The following is a 16,982-nucleotide window of genomic DNA, read 5'->3' as shown; positions in this document are numbered from 1 at the left end:
CGGACAGGAACAGGGCCGGTACGGCTCGCGCCTTGTGGGTGCCGAGCCGTACCGGCACCGATGGGGTTAGCCCTTGACGGCGCCCGCGACGAGGCCCGAGACCATCCGCCGCTGCACCAGAAGGAAGAAGATGACGACGGGGATGGTCATCACCGTTGAGGCGGCCATGATGGATCCCCAGTCGGTCGTGTTGCGGCCGAAGAAGTACCTCAGCGCGATCGGCATCGTGTACTTGCTGTCGTCCTGCATGAGCACCAGTGCGAAGAAGAACTCGTTCCACGCGGTGATGAAGGAGAAGATGCTCGTGGCCACGAGGCCGGGGGCGACCAGCGGGAACAGTACCTGCCAGAAGGTGCGGAAGCGGGTCGCGCCGTCGATCGCGGCGGCCTCCTCCAGCTCCCTGGGCACGGCCGCGACGAAGTTGCGCAGCATCCAGATGGCGAACGGCAGCGTCAGACCGACGTTGATCACGACGAGACCGATGAGGTTGTCGTAGAGGTTGGCGCGCTTGACCATCAGGAACAGCGAGATGCCCAGTGCCTCGGCCGGGACCATCTGCACGACGAGCAGCAGGACCAGGAAGGTCGCGCGGAAGCGGAACTTGAACCGGGCGACGGCGACCGAGGCCAGCAGTGCGAGGAGCGCGCCGATCAGCACGGTGCTGAGCGCGACGATGATGCTGTTGATCAGATAGAGCCAGATCGAGTGACCGCCGACGCCCTTGGTGAAGACGCTGACGAAGTGGTCCAGCGTCGGTTCGGTCGGCAGGGGCCGCAGCTCCAGGGAGGAGATGTCGGCCTCCGACTTGAAGGCCGTGGAGACCATCCAGAAGACCGGGAAGACCGCCGCCAGGAAGACGATGATCCCGGCGGCGTTCAGCCCGTAGCGGCCGAGCCGGGCGCGGAGTGCCGGGTTCATCGGAGCTCCTCCTGACGGACCATCTGACGGACGTAGACGAAGGTGATGGCGAGCAGGATCAGCGTCAGCACGACGGCGATCGCCGAGCCGATGCCCATCTTCGGCGGTGCGGAGAACGCCTCCGCGTAGGCGTAGAGCGACAGGTTGAAGGCCTCACGCGTGGCGACGCCGCCCGCGAGGGTGTGCAGCTGGGTGAAGACCTTGAAGTCCCAGATGATGGACAGCACCAGCAGTACCGAGAAGACCGGCCGCAGCAGCGGGAAGGTGATCCTCCAGAAGATCCGCCAGGGGGTGGCGCCGTCGACCCGGGCAGCCTCGTACAGCGCCGAGGAGATGCTCTTCAGACCGGCCAGCACTGAGACCGCGATGAAGGGGAACGACTGCCAGACCACGCACAGGATCAGCACGGTGTACAGCGGGGCGGGCTCGAGGAACCAGACGTAGCCCGACCAGTCCGACCTGCCGAACAGCGCCTCCGACAGGAAGTCGGGCAGCAGGTTCAGTATCCAGTTGGCGACGCCGTTGCGGTCGTCGAAGAGCCAGCGGAAGATGATCGCCGAGCTGATCGCCGGGGTCGCCCAGGCGAGCATCGAGCCGATCACCACCAGGGTCGACATCTTCTTGCCGAGCCTGTTGAGCAGCAGACCGACCAGCGTGCCGATGACCAGGGTGAGCGTCACCGTGATCAGGGCGAAGAAGGCGGTGTTGCGCAGGGCCGTCCAGAAGAGGTCGGAGTTGAGGATCTTCTCGTAGTTGCTGAGTCCGACCGACTCGGCGGGGTAACCCCGGATCTCCCTCAGTCCCACCTTCTGGAAGGACATCTGGATCATCTGGATCAGCGGATAAAGCAGCAACCCGCCGATGACGATCATCGCCGGGAGCAGCAACCAGTAGGGGAGGAACCTCGGGGTGAGCGATGAACGCGGGTTAGCGGGGCGTAGCCCACGCCTCGGACCGCCGGCCTTGCGGCCGCCGTCCGAAGCGTGGGCCTGCCTCGACGTGGTCGTCGTCATGGCTACTGGTTCAGCAGCTCTTCAACCTGCTTGCCTGCCTCGTCCGTGGCGGCCTCAAGGGGCTTCTTGCCCTGGACGATGTCACGCAGCATGTTGTGGATGACCTGCTTGTTCTTGTCAACCTCGACCCAGTTGACGCTGGCGGGCAGGCCCTTGCCGTTGACCAGACCGGCCGCGAACGGGCCGAGCCACTCGTCGTTCTTGTACTTGTCGCTCTGCAGCAGCGAGCCGTAGGTCGGGAACAGACCCATGGCGTCGGCGTTGGCCTGGTTGTTCTCCTCGGTCATGAGGAGCTGGATCAGCTCCCACGCGGCCTCGGCGTGCTTGGAGTCCTTGCCGATGGCCAGGTCGGAACCGCCCGCGAACTGCGGGGCGACGCCACCGGTCTTCGCCGGCAGGGCGAAGGTGCCGATGTTGTCGCTCTCGGAGAGCTTCTTGTTCGTCTTGCTGATCTCGGCCTTCGCCCAGGAGCCCTCGATGTACATGCCGGTCTTGCCGTTGGCGAAGTTCCGGGCGATCTCGATCGAGTTGCGGCCCAGGGAGGCGACCGGGGAGACCTTGTAGTTCGTGATCAGGTCCGTGTAGAACTTGATGCCCTCACGCGAGGCCGGGTCGCTCAGCTTCGAGACCCACTTGCCGCCCTCGTTCTTGGCGATCTCGCCGCCCGCGCCCCAGATGAAGGGGGCGAGGGACTGCATCATGTCGCTGCCGCCGTTGAACTCGAAGCCGGCGACACCCTTCTTCTTCTCGGAGATGGTCTTGGCGGCCGCGATCAGCTCGTCCCAGGTCTTCGGGACCTCGAGCTTGAGCTCCTTGAACCAGTCCTTGCGGTAGACGACCGCGCGGTCACCGGCCATCCACGGCACGGCGTAGACCTTGCCGTCCAGGGTGTCGGTGTCCCACATGCCCTGGGAGATCCCGGCCTTGCCGGAGAAGGCGTTGAGCCTGTCCGTCAGGTCGAGGAAGACGTCCTGGCCGGCCCAGGTGATGACGTCGGTGTTGCCGATCTCGGTGACGTCGGGCGTCTCGCTGCCGGCCGCGGCCGCCTGGAACTTCTCGGCGTAGCCGGTCCAGGGCGACCACTGCACGTTCACCTTCGCGCCGGTGTCCTTCTCGAAGTCGGCGACGACCTTGTCCATGACGGCCTTCTGCTCCGGGGTCGGGTCGCCCCACCGCCAGAAGGAGAGGGTCTGGCCCGCGTACTTCGGGCCGGCGCTGGAAGCCGCCGCGGACGGCTGCGTGGACGCGCTGCCATTGGCATCGGTACCGCTGCTGCCACTCCCACATGCAGCGAGTCCCAATGCCAGGACGGCGGTCGTTGCCGTCGAAACGGCGATCTTCGTGAACTTCACTTTGGGGTTCTCCCTTCCCGGCTTCGCGTCGGGGTCGCGCTTCGTGCGTCGGCGGGGATCCCCGGGACCTCGCCGTACGTAATCGAAGTTCTGTCCAGGTCCGAGGCTCACCTGCTTGCCTGCGGGCCGACTGTCGCTAAACTAACAAGAAACTTTCTTAAAAGAAACGATCGTTAGCGGATCGTGACGGGGGGATACCGATCTTGACCAGACGCCCTGGCACCCCTCGGCTGCTGCGCCAGCTCAACGACCGCGCGGCCTTGGAACTGCTGCTCTCCGGCGGCCCGCTCACCCGGGCCGAGCTGGGAGAACTCACCGGCCTTTCCAAGGTGACCGCGGGCCAGTTGCTCGCCAGGCTGGAGGACCGCAGGCTCGTCGCCATGGTCGGCGAGCAGGCGGGCGGTCGCGGGCCGAACGCGGCCCTGTACGGCGTCGTGCCCTCGTGCGCGTACGTCGCGGGGCTTGACGTGCTGCCCGACCGGATCAGCGCCGGGGTCGCCGACATCACCGGAGAGACCGTCGCCGAGGTCTCCGTGGATCCCAGTGACCACGAGGACCCGGTACGGCTGGTGCACAGCGCCGTCCAGAAGGCGTGCGAGTCGGCGGGCATCACCCTCGCCCAGCTCCGCGCCTTCGTGATCGGAACCAGGGGCGTCGTCGATCCCCGCACCGGCGACGTCCGCTTCTCCTTCGACCTGCCCTCCTGGCACGAGGGCGTGCTGGCCGAGCTCCGCCGTGATCTCAACGTCCCCGTGACGATAGAGAACGACGTGAACCTGGCCGCGCTGGCCGAGCACTTCTGCGGCGCGGCGGCGGCGGTCGACGACTTCGTGCTCGTCTGGGCCGGCGTCGGCCAGGGCCTCGGGGTCATGCTCGGCGGGCGCCTGCACCGGGGGTTCACCGGCGGCGCGGGCGAGATCGGCTGGCTGCCGGTCCCCGGCGAGCCGCTGCCCGTCAACGTGACCGAACCCCAGTCGGGCTCCTTCCAGCGCCTGGTCGGCGGTGACGCCGTGGCGGGCCTGGCGAACGCCTACGGCGTCCGCGGGGACACCATGGCCGACCACGTCCGCGCGGCGCTCTTCGACGGCGCTGAGGGCTTCCTGGAGGAACTGGCGGGGCGGCTGGCGGTCGGCGTCGCGGCGGTCGCCGTGGTGCTGGACCCCGGGCTGATCGTGCTCAGCGGCCACGTCGGCAGGGCGGGCGGGAACGCGCTGGCGGCCAGGGTCGAGGAGGCCGTCGCCAGGTTCTGCCCGAGCCAGCCCAGGGTCGTGGTCTCGGAGGTCAAGGGCAATTCGGTGCTGCGCGGAGCCCTGGTTTCGGCCCTGAGCCAGGCCCGCGAACAGGTATTCTCCGAGACAGTATGAGAATCACGACCATGCGCGACATCGTGTTGATCTCCGACCCCCGGGTCGCCTCGATTCCCGTCGAGGAGTCCGGGGAGCAGCTGATCGACGTCCGGGAGCGGTTGCGGACCGACGGGCGTCTCGCCGACCCGGAGGGGGCCTTCGCCCACCTCAGGCAGGGGTTGCTGACCCGGCTGGAGGAGGCGCAGGAGCGGCTTCCCCAGGGCTACCGGCTGCTGATCGTGGAGGGCTACCGGCCGCCGGCGATGCAGCAGCGGATCTTCGACGAATACTCGGCGGAGCTGCGCGCGACGTTCCCGCAGATGTCACCCGAGGAGATCTACGCGGCGGCCAGCCGCTACGTCTCCCCGATCGCGGTCGCCCCGCACACCGCGGGCGCGGCCGTCGACCTCACCCTGTGCACCGAGGACGGCGTCGAACTGGACATGGGCACCCCGCTCAACGCCACCCCCGAGCAGAGCGACGGCGCCTGCTACACCGCCGCTCCCGGCATCTCCTCCGAGGCCCGTCACCATCGTGACCTCCTCGGCGCGGCCCTCGGGTCGGCCGGTCTGGTCAACTACCCCACCGAGTGGTGGCACTGGTCCTACGGCGACCGCTACTGGGCCCTGGCCACCGGCGCGCCCCACGCCCTCTACGGCCCCCGCGCCCTCTGACCCCCGAGCGCGTCCGCCGGTGGCGCGCTCCCCGGGCACAGAGGGACACACGGAGGGATACGGGGATACGGGGATACCGGCGGGCCGGTGTCCCCTCCCGCCTCAGCGCTTGACCGCGACCAGGGCCTTCACCAAGCCGGCGAGCCACTCGTACCGGAGCTCCGAGTGCGGGAAGTAGTACCGCATCTCGGTCTTGCTGAGCAGCTCGACCTGGGCCACCGAACGCACCGCGCCCTCCTTGTCGGTCGGCCGGGTGTGCACCAGGGGCCAGTGCCGCACGGTCGCCGCCCGTACCGCCAGCGGCATGAACTGCAGGCCGGGAAAGATGTAGTGCGGCTCCACCGGGAAGTAGCGGTAGGGCGTCTGCACCCAGTGCCGGTCGGCCAGGCTGTGGACCGCCTCGGCGAACATCTCCCGCCGGAGGTGCCCGCCGACGTGCTCGATCACCGAGTTGGAGAAGACCAGGTCGTACCGGGTGCCGTGGGTGGCGGCCCGCAGGTCGCAGGCGTCGCCGTTCTCGACGGTCATCCACGGGGGCAGGTCGGCCGGAGGGGTGCTGAGGTTGACGATGTGCACGCGCGCGGGCTTGACCGGTGAGCGGAGCCAGGAGTTCGCCGTACCGCCCAGGTCGATGACCGTCATGTCACCGATGTCGGGGAAGACGCGAGCCAGCCAGTGCCAGCGGCGGGCGCGGGCCTTGGCGCCCAGGGAGTCGGGCGCTTCCACGAACCGACCACGTAAGGCGGTCAAACGACTCATCGATCATCCATTCTCGGAGCCGAGCAATTCAGGGGGCGGCGGATTCGGATAACCCTAAATGGCCGTAATCCGATGTCAGCGCCCCGCGTTCGCGGCTCGCGGTCCCGGATACACGGCGTACTGGAGCGATCCACCTCGATTCTGATGAACTCCGGAGAATTTTCGATAGGAGGGAGATCGTTGTTAGTCCATCGTTATGGGGATGCCGTCAACAAACGCGCCCAAGACTGTCAAGGGCGTCGTCCGCGCAGGCCGGGCGCATGAGGGGCGGCGGTACGGGGGAACCGTCGTGGCCTCCGATGTGAAGAGCTGCGTTACGGCTTATTTCTGGTTTTGGGGCCTATGGCGTCTTTGTTGGTGACGGTTCATATCGCCGGGGCACGGCGGCGCGGATCCGCGCGCGGGACGACGTGGACCGCTCCCGGTGGTCAGGCGGGGAGCGGTCCAGGCGCGGGGGCTAGAGGTCCGGGACGGGCGCGCGGCGGAGGAGGGGGCGGTCGGGACCGGTGCCGATCAGCGTGCCCGCGTGGGCGGTCAGGACGGTACAGCCGCCCGCGTCGCACAGGTCGGTCCACTCGGCGGGCGTCGCGACCGGCAGGCGCGTCCTGACGCGGCCCCGCGCGTCCACCGCGTAGAGACGGCCGTTCATCGCGGTGAGGGCCACGGCGTCGCAGGAGGAGTCGACCAGGGTCCACCCGGGAGTGTCCGGGGACAGCCGCCACAGGCTCTCGGCGGTCGCGGCGAACAGCTCGCCGTTGACCATGCCCAGGCCGACCGCGCCGGAGGGCGCGTCGCCGAGCGTGATCCAGCCCTGCTCCGCGGCGCCCGGGTCCGGCGCGTGCTCCTCTGCGCCCGGGGCCGAGGCGTGTCCCGGGTTCAGATAGACGAGCCGGGCGTCGGAGGTGAGCCCGTACAGGCCGATGGGGTGGACGGTCGTCGCCTCCCTGGGAGTGGCCATGGCGACCACCTCCGGTGCCGTGCCCGCGGGCCGCCAGCGCAGGTTCTGGGCCGAGACGTCGCGGACGAACAGCCCGCCGTCGGGGGCGACGCCGTACAGGCGAGACTCGAACACGGTCAGCGCCCGGAAGGACCCCGGGCCGCCGATGAGCTCCCAGCCGCCCGTCCGGGTGGACAGCCGGTCCAGCACGTTGCGGGTGATCCGGTCGACGGCCGGGTCGTGCAGGGTGTTGCCCCAGTTCACGGTGGAGGCGGTGAAGACCGTTCCGGCGCCGAGGCCGAAGGCGCCCATGGTGGCCATGCCGCCCTGGCCGTACCGGTGCCAGTGGCGCAGGTCGGCGGTGGCGAGGATGACGAAGGACGGCGGCGTGCCGTCGCGGCCCGTGGCCAGCGGGATGCCGTCCACCTCGGCGAAGTCGCAGGCGTCGGTCTCGTAGCCGATGGCCCCTTGGCCGAACTTGTCGCCCTCGCCGAGCCCGGTCCCGGCGAACACCCAGTGCTCGGGGAAGCGGACGGTGTAGGACTCCTCGTGCATCCGCTGCATGTACGGCCCCCAGGTCCCGGCGCCACGCCGGAAGCTGACCCCGGTCAGGCCGTTCTCGGGGCGGTTCACCGGGGCGCTGGACCACTCCACCGTGGTGAGCCCGGGATCGACCGTGGCCATCGGGTCCGCGGCGGCGTCGCGGTAGCAGACCATGGTCCGCCCGTCGTCCTCCAGCCGGAACTGCCACCAGCAGGTGTTGCCGGAGAAGACGGCCAGGTTGCCGCCGCGGCGGACGAACTCCTCGACGTTGTCGCGCATCCCCGCCGACCAGTACTCGTCGTGGCCGTTGACCACCAGCAGCCGGTAGCCCGACAGCAGGGCGGCCCCGTCGTGCAGGTCGAGACCGGAGCAGTAGTCCACGTCGTAGCCCGCGGGACTGAGCCAGCGAAGCATGCCCTCCTCCCAGCGCTCGGGCGGGGGGCCGCCGCCGGGCCGGTCGAAGGACACCTTCGCGGCGCGGTTCGGCTGCTCGGTCCAGTAGATCGACTCACCGGGGATCCCGGCCCGGTTGTAGGCCTGCCAGGTCGGGAACGGGATCGACAGCAGGATCGGCGAACTCGGCGTGGCGGCCCTGACCACGAAGTAGACCTCGCTGGAGTTCCCCTCGGCGGTGAAGACCGCGCGGTAGAGGGAGCTGGACCAGTCGGCCGGGACGTCCAGGGTCCACAGTGACCCCTCGAACGTCCCGGTGAGCGTGGTGAGGTCGGCGGCGACGTCCTCGACCCTGACCACGCCGCGCGCGGGCGCGCGCGAGGTGTGGGCCAGGTGGAAGCGGAGGGTGCCGTTCTGGACGCAGGAGGTGGACTCCGCGTACGCGTACACGGTCATCCGACGGGCTCCAGAACCTCGCGGAAGGCCGCGTCGACCAGCATCGACTCCAGGTCGCGCAGGTAGCGCTCCATGGCGGCCCTGGACAGGTAGCGGGTGTCGGCGGTCAGCGAGACGCCGAGCCCGCCGGGCTCGCCGGTCACGTGCAGGCAGAACCGGCAGTTGAGCTGGTCCTGGCTGAGCGGCCAGGTCAGGATCGTCTCCTCCATCGCCCGCCGTACCGTCCGCTCGTCGTGGGAGGCGTCGGCCCGGTCGGCGAAGCGCATGTCGTTGAAGCAGCAGTAGGGGTGGATCCTCGTGCCGCGCTCCCGGCTGACCCGTTCGATCAGCCGGTCCCTGTCATCCGGATCGTGATAGGCCGAGCGGTAGGCGCGCAGCGCCGCCGGTTTGGCCGCTCTCAGCAACTCGGTGAAGGAATCACGGCGCAGATCCAGCACGAACAGGCCCTCCTGGGAGAGTGTGGTGACAGCGTGCGCGGCCTCCTCGCGGAAGCGGTTGGCCACGATGGGCAGCATCGCACACACGTCGTGCCCGGTCACGGCTCCGACCAGGGCGGAGGAGGCGGCCAGCAGCACGGTCGAGGTGCTCGTGCCGTGCACGGCCGCGATCCGTTGCACGGCCAGGTCCATCGCGCGAGAGACGAGCTGCGCGCGCCAGATGGGCGGGCTCTCCGACACGGCCGACGGCCGGTCGAACATGGTCGGCGGGATGCGCCGGTACTCGCGCTCCCAGTGCTCGGCGGCGATCGCGGCGATCCGCCGGCCCTGTTCGGAGTGCTGCCGGTGGGCCAGGTCGAGCGGCGACGGCGGCGGCGGCCCGGGTACGGTGCCGCGCAACAGCAGCAGCCGCAGGTCGGTGATCGCGACCTCCGCGCCGAGGCCGTCGGCGGCCAGGTGGCAGAAGACGAGCACGATGTGGGTGACGACCGCGTCCGCGTGCTCACCGGCGCTCCCGCGGCCGGTGGACTCGCCGTCGGTTCCGTCCGCGGCACGGCCGGTGGGACGGTCGGTGGGCCCGCCCTCGACCACGAGCCCGACGCGCAACGGCCACTCGCCGGTGTAGTCGAACGCCGCCTCCGCCAGTGTCTCCAGCAGCGGCTCGGGATCGCCGTCGGAAACGGTGACCGGGATGACGCCGCTCGCCTCCAGCACCTGCGACGGCTCCGCCGCACCGGCCTGCGGCGGTATCCGGGGCGCCCCGGACGCCGTTTCCCCGGACGCCGTCTCCCCGGACACCGGCGGTGTTCCCCCGGGTGTCCCCAGCCCCGTCCCCAGTCTCGTCCGCAGCGACTCGTGCCGTTCGACCAGGGCGCCCAGGGCCTCGACGGCCCGCGCCACGGTGAGCGGGCGGGCCCGCCTGGGCACCGGGAGCACCCGGCCGAAGTTGAAGTAGTGGTCGTCCGGCGCGGTCTTCCGGATCGCGTCCCAGATGGCCCGCTGTCCCCATGTCAGCGGGGCCGTACCCGACCGGCTCCCCGAGAACCGGATGTCCATGTTCCTTCTCCCCGTTCGAAAAACACCTCTGGCGGCCGTCCTGGACGGCGTGCTCAGGAGCCGGAGCCCCTCGCACCGGCGATGTAGCGCTCCAGCGCCCCGAGGTCGTCCAGCAGGTCGAGCCCGTCGCCGGACAGGTCGATCTCGATCCCGAACTCGGTCTCGACCGCGTCGATCAGCCGCATCTGCGCCAGGGACGTGATCCCGAGCGCCGACAGCGGGACCGTGGCCGACAGCGCCTCCTCGGCCGTGACCGCGCCGTCAGACGCCGAGGCCACCATCTCGGCCAGCCGTTCCCTAACCATTGCGGGCTCCCCCCTCGCGGTGGTGGTTCCAGCGGTCGTCCACCGACACCCAGATCCACTCGTCGTACATCTCAGGCCTCCCGCGCGCTGAGCGGACGCAGGTCGGTCCAGACCTGGTCGATGTGGGCCAGGCACTCCTCCTTGGCCCCGGAGAAGCCCTCGGGGCGCCAGCCGTCCGGCAGGTCCCGGCCCTCGGGCCAGATCGAATACTGCTCCTCGTGGTTGACCACGACGTGGTGACTCATCTCGGTTCCCCGTTTCCGTGAGGCGTTTCGACGAGACGCGCCGCCTCGTCGTCGGACAGTTCGGACAGTTCGGCGATGAGCAGTTCCTCGACCGCGGCCGCGAGCCCGGCCACGGTGCTCCGTGCGAACAGGGTGCGGATCGGTACCTCCACCTCGACGACCGCGCGGAGCCTGGCGATGACGCGGGTGGCGAGCAGGGAGTGCCCGCCGAGGGCGAAGAAGTCGTCGAAGGCGCCGACCGCCGCGATCCCCAGCACCTCGCCGAACACCTCGGCGACCAGTTCCTCGGCGTCGCCGCGCGGAGCGACCCTCGCCTCGGCGCTCACCGCGGGCGCGGGCAGCGCGGCCCGGTCGATCTTGCCGCTCCGGGTCAGCGGCAGGCCGTCGAGCCGCACCCAGAGCGCCGGGACCATGTAGGCGGGCAGCGTCGCGGCCAGGTGCCTGGCCAGCTCCTCGCCCTCCGCCGTGCCGACGACGTAGCCGACCAGGGTGTCCTGGCGTACGGCCACGGCCGCCTGGCCGACTCCCGGGCAGGCCAGCAGCCGCGCCTCGATCTCGCCCAGCTCGATCCGGAAGCCCCGGACCTTGACCTGGTCGTCGTCGCGGCCGAGGAACTCCAGCCGCCCGTCGCTCCGCCAGCGCGCCCGGTCGCCGGTCCGGTACACGCGCGAGCCGTCCGGGCCGGGCACGAACCGCAGCGCGGTCAGGGCGGGCCTGCCGAGATAGCCGCGGGCGACCCCGGCCCCCGTGACGCACAGTTCGCCGGGCGCTCCCGGGGGCACGGGCTCGCCGTTGCCGTCCAGGACCAGGACCCGGGTGCCGCCGATGGGCCTGCCGATCGGCGGCCGGCCCGGCGAACCGTCCAGCTCGGCGGCGGTGGCGATGATCGTCGCCTCGGTCGGGCCGTAGGTGTTGACCAGCCGCACCCGGTCGCCGAACCGCTCCCGCCAGCGCGCGACCGCGGCCTCGTGCACCTGCTCGCCGCCCAGGATGACCAGCCGCAGCGTGTCCGGCCAGGCGATCTCGCCGATCTGGTCGACCAGCGCGTGCCAGTAGGCCGTCGGCAGGTCCAGCACCGTCACCCCGTCCAGGTGGTCGGGCAGCGTGACGCCCCCGTCGGGGAGCAGCTCCAGGCGCGCCCCCGCCGCCAGCGCCGGATAGATCTCCTCGGCGTGGGTGTCGAAGCTGAGCGAGGCGAACTGCACCACCCGGTCTCCGGGGCGCAGGCCGTAGGCCTGGCGCATCCACGCCACCCGCGCCGCCAGCCCCTCGTGCTCGACCACCACGCCCTTGGGGGTGCCGGTCGAGCCCGAGGTGTAGATCACGTAGGCGGCGTCGCGCGGCGCGGGCTCCGGGGCGCGCGGGCCGGGACCGGCTCCGTCCGCCAGGGAGTCCGTCACGGAGTCCGTCACGGAGTCCGCCACGGAGTCCGCCACGGAGTCCGCCACGGAGTCCGCCACGGAGTCGAGCACGAAGGACGCCCCGCTGTCCTCGACGAGGAAGGCGAGCCGATCCTCCGGGTAGTCGGGGTCGAGCGGCAGGTAGGCGGCTCCGGCCCGCCAGACGGCCAGCAGCGCGGCGATCGTGTCCGGGGTCCGGCCCAGGCGGACGCCGACCACGTCGCCGGGCACGACGCCGCGCGCCCGCAGGAGCGCCGCCAGCTCGTCCGCCCGCGCGTCCAGCTCGGCGTAGGTCAGCGTGCGGTCCCCGCAGCCCACCGCGACGGCGCCGGGCCACGCCCCTACGGCCTGCGCCACCAGCTCGGGCACCTGGGGCGCCGGCGGGAGCGGCGGCCCCTCGCCGAGCCGGGCGAGCAGGACGTCGTCCTCCTCGGTGCGCAGCGGCAGCGCGGAGAGCCGCTTGCCCGCGGCGCCGGGCAGCGAGGTGAGCAGCAGGTGGAAACGCGCGGCCAGCGCCTCGACGGCCGGCCGGTCGAACAGCTCGGTGTCGTAGACCAGCGTCAGCAGCAGCTCGTGCTCGTCCTGCCAGGCCTCCAGCGCCAGTTCGAGTTTGGCCTGCCGCATGCCGTGCTCGAACGCCGTGGTCGTCAGACCGGCGAAGGCGTCGGTGTCGTGCCCCGAGTCCTGGGTGTGCAGGATGAACATGGTCTGGAACAGCGGGGTGCGGGTGAGGTCCCGCTCGGCCCGCAGGGCCGTGACCAGCTCCTCGAACGGCACGCCCTGGTGGGAGAAGGCGTCCAGGACGCCGATCTGGGTGTCGCGGAGCAGGTCGGTGAAGACGGGGTCGCCCGACAGGTCGCCGCGCAGGACCAGCGTGTCGCTGAGATAGCCGACGACCGGTTCGAGCTGGACCCGGTCCCGGCCCGCGGTGGCCGTGCCGACCAGGATGTCGTCCTGCCCGGTGTGCCGGGCCAGCAGCACCTGGTAGGCGGCGAGCAGGACCATGAACATGGTCGCCCCGTGCCGCCTGCCGAGGAGGGCGAGGGCACGGGCCTGGGCCGAGGTAAGCCGGACGGTCACCACGTCGCCGCGCCTGGCGGCCCCGGCGGTGCGCGGCCGGTCGACCGGCAGGTCCAGCGGGGTCGGCTCGGCGAGCCTGTCGCGCCAGTAGTCCAGCAGGTCGCCGGTGTCACGCTCCCGCTGCCAGCGGGCGACGTCGCCGAACTGCAGCGGCACCGGGGGCAGCGCGTCGCGGCCCGAGTAGAGGTGCGCCAGCTCCTCGAAGATCAGGTTGAGCGACCAGCCGTCGCCGAGGATGTGGTGGATCACGACGCACAGCACGTGGTCGTCCTCGCCGATCCGGATCAGCGTGACCCGCAGGGGCGGCCGGGAGGCCAGGTCGGCGAAGGGCCGGTTGGTCAGGTCCGCGACGAGCTCCAGCGCCTCGGCCTCGCCGGCGGCGTCCACCTCCTCGACGGGCACGGGTCCCGGCGGATCGACGGTCACGGTGGGCGCGCCGTCGACCTCGGGGAAGCGGGTGCGCAGGCTCTCGTGCCGGGCGGCCGTGCCGTCCAGCGCCCTGGCGAGCGCGTCCCGGTCCAGCGCCCCCCGCAACCGCCTGACCAGGCACATGTTGTAGGAGGCGTCGCCGGGGTCGAGCCGGTTGAGGAACCAGAGCCGCTCCTGGCCGAAGGAGAGCGGCGGCGTGGTCCCCGCGGGCCTGGGCCGCGGCCCGTCGCCGTCCCCGCCGGTACCGGTGCCGGAACCGTCCTCGCGGCCGGGGGTGATCTCCCCGGCGTCCGCGACCAGCTCTGCCAGCCCGGCGACGCCGGGCCGCAGGAAGACCTCCCGCACCGGCACCTCGACGCCCGACAGCGCGGCCAGCCGCGCGGTGACCATGGTGGCCAGCAGTGAGTGGCCGCCGAGGGCGAAGAAGTCGTCGTGGGCGCCGACCTCCGTCACTCCCAGCACCTCGGCGAAGACCCCCGCGACCAGCCGCTCGGCCGGGGTGCGGGGCGCCGTCGTGACCGCCTGCCGCGCCCCGTCGACCTCGGGCAGCGCCTTGCGGTCGATCTTCCCGTTCGGGGTCAGCGGAAGCGCCTCGACCTCGACGAACACGCTGGGCACCATGTAGCCGGGCAGCTCCCGCCCGGCGTGCTCCCCGAGGTCGTCGGCGAGGTGCCAGGTCCCGGGCCGTTCCCCCTCGCCGGGAAGGTCCCGGGGGGCTCCCAGGGCGAGCGGCTCGGCGGGCACCACGAAGGCGGCCAGCCGTTCGCCGCGCACCGCGACGACCGCCTGCCGTACGTCGGGGTGGGCGTCGAGCACGGCCTCGATCTCACCCAGCTCGATGCGGTGGCCGCGAAGCTTGACCTGGTTGTCGGTGCGGCCGAGGAACTCCAGGGTGCCGTCGCCCCGCCAGCGGGCGAGGTCTCCGGTGCGGTAGACGCGGGAGCCGCCGGGACCGGGCACGAACCGCTCGGCGGTCAGCGCGGGGCGGCCGAGGTAGCCCGTCGCCACCCCCTCGCCGCCGATGAGCAGCTCGCCCGGCACGCCGACCGGGGCCGGCTCGCCGGCGGGGTCGAGGACGTGGACGACGGTGTTGGCGATGGGGCGGCCGATGACGATCTCATCGGGGGTCTCCGGGACCTCCCAGGCCGTGGACCAGATCGTGGTCTCGGTGGGGCCGTAGACGTTGACGAGCCGGTCGACCCTGGGCCGCAGCTCCCTGGCGAACTGCGGCGGCAGCGGCTCGCCTCCGGTCAGGCCGACCACGCGCGGCAGGTCGCCGCTGAGCAGTACCCGCCAGCCCGACGGCGTCGCCTGGACGTGGGTCACGCCCGCCTCCCGCACCAGGCGCGTGAGCCGGGCGCCGTCGCGCGCGGTCTCGGCGTCGGCGACGACCACCCGGCCGCCGGTCACCAGCGGCAGGTACAGCTCCAGGGCGGAGATGTCGAACGACAGCGAGGTCAGGGCCAGCCACGTGTCGCGCGGGGAGGAGCCGACCAGCGTCCGCATGGCCAGCAGGAAGTTGGTCAGCGCCCGGTGCGGCACGACCACGCCCTTGGGGCGTCCGGTCGAGCCCGAGGTGTACAGGACGTACGCCGTGTCGCCGGGCCGGGGCCCGGCGGTCGCGCCCGGGGCCGGTGCGTGTCCGGTCGCGCCCGGGTCCGGCACGTATCCGGTCGCGCCCGGGTCCGGCGCAGGTCCGTCCGCCGCCGGCGGCAGGTCGTCGAGGCCGGTCAGCACCAGGGCCGCGCCCGAGTCCTCGATCACGTAGGCGACGCGGGCCTGGGGGTAGTCGGGATCGACGGGCAGGTAGGCCGCCCCGCTCATCGCCACGCCCAGCAGCGCGACGACCATGTCGGTGCCGCGCTCCATCTGGACGGCGACCAGCGACCCCCGGCCGATGCCCGCGGCGGCCAGCCGCCCGGCCAGTCCGGCGGCCCGCCGGGTCAGTTCGGCGTAGGTCAGCGCGTCCACGGCCGGGGCGTCCGGGGTCGCGGCGGCCTGTTCGAGCACGAGGTCGACCAGCGTCAGCTCCGGCAGTTCCGCCTCGGTCTCGTTCCACTCGCGCAGCAGGGCGCGCTCGGCCTCGGGCAGCATCGGCAGCGAGCCGACCGGCGTCTCCGGGGCCGCGACGGCGTGGGCCAGCAGTTCCCCGAACCGGGCGACCATCCGTTCGACGGTCTCCCGGTCGAACAGGTCGGCGCTGTAGATCACGGTGCCGAGCAGGGGGCCCTCGGGGGTCGGGGTGAGGTCCATCGACAGGTCGACCCTGGCCCTGGTCCAGCCGTGCGGGAAGGGCGTGGCGACGAGGCCGGGCAGCGGGTCCTCGGACTCGCCGTGGGTGTGGAAGGCGAAGAGGGTCTGGAACAGAGGGGTGCGGCTGAGGTCGCGCTCCACGTCCAGTTCGGCGACCAGCCGTTCGAAGGGGACCTCCTGGCGGGAGAGCGCGTTGAGCACGACCTTGCGGGTGCGCTTGAGCAGATCGCCGAAGGTGGGGTCGCCGGACAGGTCGCACCGCAGGGCCAGGGTGGTCGACAGGAAACCGATCATGGTCTCCAGCTCGGTGCTGCCGCGCCCGGCGGAGGGGGTGCCGACGCAGAAGTCGTCCTGCCCGGTGTGCCGGGCCAGCAGGACCTGGTAGGCGGACAACAGCACCATGTACGGCGTGCAGCGGGCCCGCCGAGCCAGGTCGTTGATGCCGGCGGCCAGGTCCGCGTCGATCAGGAAGTGCACCTCCCCGCCCTCGCCGCCGCGCTGCGGGGGACGGGGCCGGTCGGCGGGCAGGTCGAGGGGAGGCACTCCCGCCAGGTGCTCGACCCACCACCGCAGCTCGGTCTCCGCCGAGAGCTGGGCGCGGGCGTGCTCGCCGTACTGGAGGGGGAGCTCGGGCAGGCTCGCGGCGCCGCCGCTCGTGTAGTGGGCGGCGACCTCGGAGCGGAGCACGTTCAGCGACCAGCCGTCGCCGTTGATGTGGTGCAGGACGACGCAGAGCACGTGCTCCTCGGGGCCCAGCTCGATCAGCGAGACGCGGAAGGGCGGCGCGGCGGCCAGGTCGAAGGCCGTGTTGGTGAGGGAGGCGACCAGCGCGAGGGCCTCGTCGTCGTTCTCCGCGGTCAGCCGCTCGATCGTGATCTGCGCCGGAGGCTGGACGACCGCGAGGGGCTCGCCCGCCACCTCGCGGAACCGGGTCCGCAGGCTCTCGTGCCGCGCCGCGACGGCGGTGAACGCCGCCTCGAGGGCGGCGTAGTCAAGTCGACCTTTCAACCTGTAAACATAGGATGTGTTGTAGGTCGAGTCGCCGGGATCGAGGCGGTGAAGAAACCATAACCGCTGCTGGCCGTACGACAGCGGGTACTCCGTCCAGGGCTGGCCCGGGGAAATGGTCTCTGGCTGAAGCACGCAGAGCTCCTTCGACGGCCGCGGGCTCGCATGCACGAGATCACGCTCAGGAAGTGGGTATGCGAAAGCCCGCTCCGCGCATATTTGCCGAGTTGAGCACAGAATGGGAAAGGTTTCTTTCTGGAAAGAAACCTTTCAGTTAGTTCTGGGTGGTTAGTGTTACACCTCTCCTTCCGGTACGCAAGGCCCGGTGCGGCCGGGGCTCCCGTCCTTCCGGGGCCAACCTTTCCAAAGGGCTTGCGT

11 protein-coding genes are annotated in these 16,982 nt (G+C 71.4%); 2 read left to right on the top strand and 9 right to left on the bottom strand.

The features are described from left to right. Positions 1 to 66 precede the first annotated feature (66 nt). The 3 genes from AB0N02_RS15765 to AB0N02_RS15755 are packed head-to-tail and all read right to left on the bottom strand — an operon-like array spanning position 67 to position 3,283. Positions 67 to 918: a carbohydrate ABC transporter permease gene (locus AB0N02_RS15765; protein WP_363946338.1), complete on the bottom strand. Its 852-nt coding sequence runs from the start codon at positions 916 to 918 to the stop codon at positions 67 to 69. Beyond that, on the bottom strand, positions 915 to 1,931 hold the full coding sequence (locus AB0N02_RS15760; RefSeq protein WP_363946336.1) for a sugar ABC transporter permease: 1,017 nt from the start codon (positions 1,929 to 1,931) through the stop codon (positions 915 to 917). The genes AB0N02_RS15765 and AB0N02_RS15760 overlap by 4 nt, the downstream gene beginning before the upstream one ends. Positions 1,932 to 1,933: 2 nt before the next feature. Then, positions 1,934 to 3,283 (bottom strand): sugar ABC transporter substrate-binding protein, encoded by a 1,350-nt coding sequence (locus AB0N02_RS15755; protein ID WP_363946335.1) that lies wholly within the window; start codon positions 3,281 to 3,283, stop codon positions 1,934 to 1,936. A 203-nt stretch (positions 3,284 to 3,486) separates the two neighbouring features. Here AB0N02_RS15755 and AB0N02_RS15750 point away from each other — a divergent pair, with 203 nt between their 5' ends. After that, a complete protein-coding gene (locus AB0N02_RS15750; protein ID WP_363946333.1) occupies positions 3,487 to 4,647 on the top strand; it encodes an ROK family transcriptional regulator in 1,161 nt (386 codons plus the stop codon). Beyond that, positions 4,644 to 5,303 carry a M15 family metallopeptidase gene (locus tag AB0N02_RS15745; protein ID WP_363946331.1) on the top strand — a complete coding sequence of 220 codons (660 nt, stop codon included), beginning with the start codon at positions 4,644 to 4,646 and terminating at the stop codon, positions 5,301 to 5,303. The genes AB0N02_RS15750 and AB0N02_RS15745 overlap by 4 nt, the downstream gene beginning before the upstream one ends. A gap of 102 nt (positions 5,304 to 5,405) precedes the next feature. Here the strand turns inward: AB0N02_RS15745 and AB0N02_RS15740 are convergent, their stop codons facing one another. The 6 genes from AB0N02_RS15740 to AB0N02_RS15715 all read right to left on the bottom strand — a co-directional run bounded on the left by AB0N02_RS15740 (position 5,406) and on the right by AB0N02_RS15715 (position 16,739). Next, positions 5,406 to 6,062 carry a class I SAM-dependent methyltransferase gene (locus AB0N02_RS15740; protein ID WP_363946329.1) on the bottom strand — a complete coding sequence of 219 codons (657 nt, stop codon included), beginning with the start codon at positions 6,060 to 6,062 and terminating at the stop codon, positions 5,406 to 5,408. A gap of 457 nt (positions 6,063 to 6,519) precedes the next feature. Next, positions 6,520 to 8,391: a N,N-dimethylformamidase beta subunit family domain-containing protein gene (locus AB0N02_RS15735; RefSeq protein WP_363946327.1), complete on the bottom strand. Its 1,872-nt coding sequence runs from the start codon at positions 8,389 to 8,391 to the stop codon at positions 6,520 to 6,522. Further along, complete coding sequence (locus tag AB0N02_RS15730) at positions 8,388 to 9,884, bottom strand: hypothetical protein (RefSeq protein WP_363946325.1); 1,497 nt, start codon at positions 9,882 to 9,884, stop codon at positions 8,388 to 8,390. The genes AB0N02_RS15735 and AB0N02_RS15730 overlap by 4 nt, the downstream gene beginning before the upstream one ends. A 53-nt stretch (positions 9,885 to 9,937) precedes the next feature. Continuing rightward, the gene (locus tag AB0N02_RS15725) at positions 9,938 to 10,189 is read right to left on the bottom strand and encodes an acyl carrier protein (RefSeq protein ID WP_363946323.1); all 252 of its coding nucleotides are present in this window, start codon (positions 10,187 to 10,189) and stop codon (positions 9,938 to 9,940) included. Positions 10,190 to 10,260: 71 nt separating this feature from the next. After that, positions 10,261 to 10,434 carry an MbtH family NRPS accessory protein gene (locus tag AB0N02_RS15720; RefSeq protein ID WP_363946320.1) on the bottom strand — a complete coding sequence of 58 codons (174 nt, stop codon included), beginning with the start codon at positions 10,432 to 10,434 and terminating at the stop codon, positions 10,261 to 10,263. After that, entirely contained in the window at positions 10,431 to 16,739 is a 6,309-nt protein-coding gene (locus tag AB0N02_RS15715) for an amino acid adenylation domain-containing protein (protein WP_363946318.1), read from the bottom strand. The genes AB0N02_RS15720 and AB0N02_RS15715 overlap by 4 nt, the downstream gene beginning before the upstream one ends. Positions 16,740 to 16,982: the final 243 nt, after the last annotated feature.

Source organism: Streptosporangium sp. NPDC051022, assembly GCF_040683035.1.
Classification (GTDB): domain Bacteria; phylum Actinomycetota; class Actinomycetes; order Streptosporangiales; family Streptosporangiaceae; genus Streptosporangium.
The sequence above is the reverse complement of the archived record's forward strand: the minus strand, read 5'-3'. Positions and strand labels throughout refer to the sequence as shown.

Bases quoted from the DNA above. Each gene is read 5' to 3' on its own strand.
- AB0N02_RS15740 (WP_363946329.1), bottom strand. From the start codon at position 6,062: ATGAGTCGTTTGACCGCCTTACGTGGTCGGTTCGTGGAAGCGCCCGAC.
- AB0N02_RS15735 (WP_363946327.1), bottom strand. From the start codon at position 8,391: ATGACCGTGTACGCGTACGCGGAGTCCACCTCCTGCGTCCAGAACGGC.
- AB0N02_RS15765 (WP_363946338.1), bottom strand. From the start codon at position 918: ATGAACCCGGCACTCCGCGCCCGGCTCGGCCGCTACGGGCTGAACGCC.
- AB0N02_RS15745 (WP_363946331.1), top strand. From the start codon at position 4,644: ATGAGAATCACGACCATGCGCGACATCGTGTTGATCTCCGACCCCCGG.
- AB0N02_RS15725 (WP_363946323.1), bottom strand. From the start codon at position 10,189: ATGGTTAGGGAACGGCTGGCCGAGATGGTGGCCTCGGCGTCTGACGGC.
- AB0N02_RS15720 (WP_363946320.1), bottom strand. From the start codon at position 10,434: ATGAGTCACCACGTCGTGGTCAACCACGAGGAGCAGTATTCGATCTGG.
- AB0N02_RS15760 (WP_363946336.1), bottom strand. From the start codon at position 1,931: ATGACGACGACCACGTCGAGGCAGGCCCACGCTTCGGACGGCGGCCGC.
- AB0N02_RS15730 (WP_363946325.1), bottom strand. From the start codon at position 9,884: ATGGACATCCGGTTCTCGGGGAGCCGGTCGGGTACGGCCCCGCTGACA.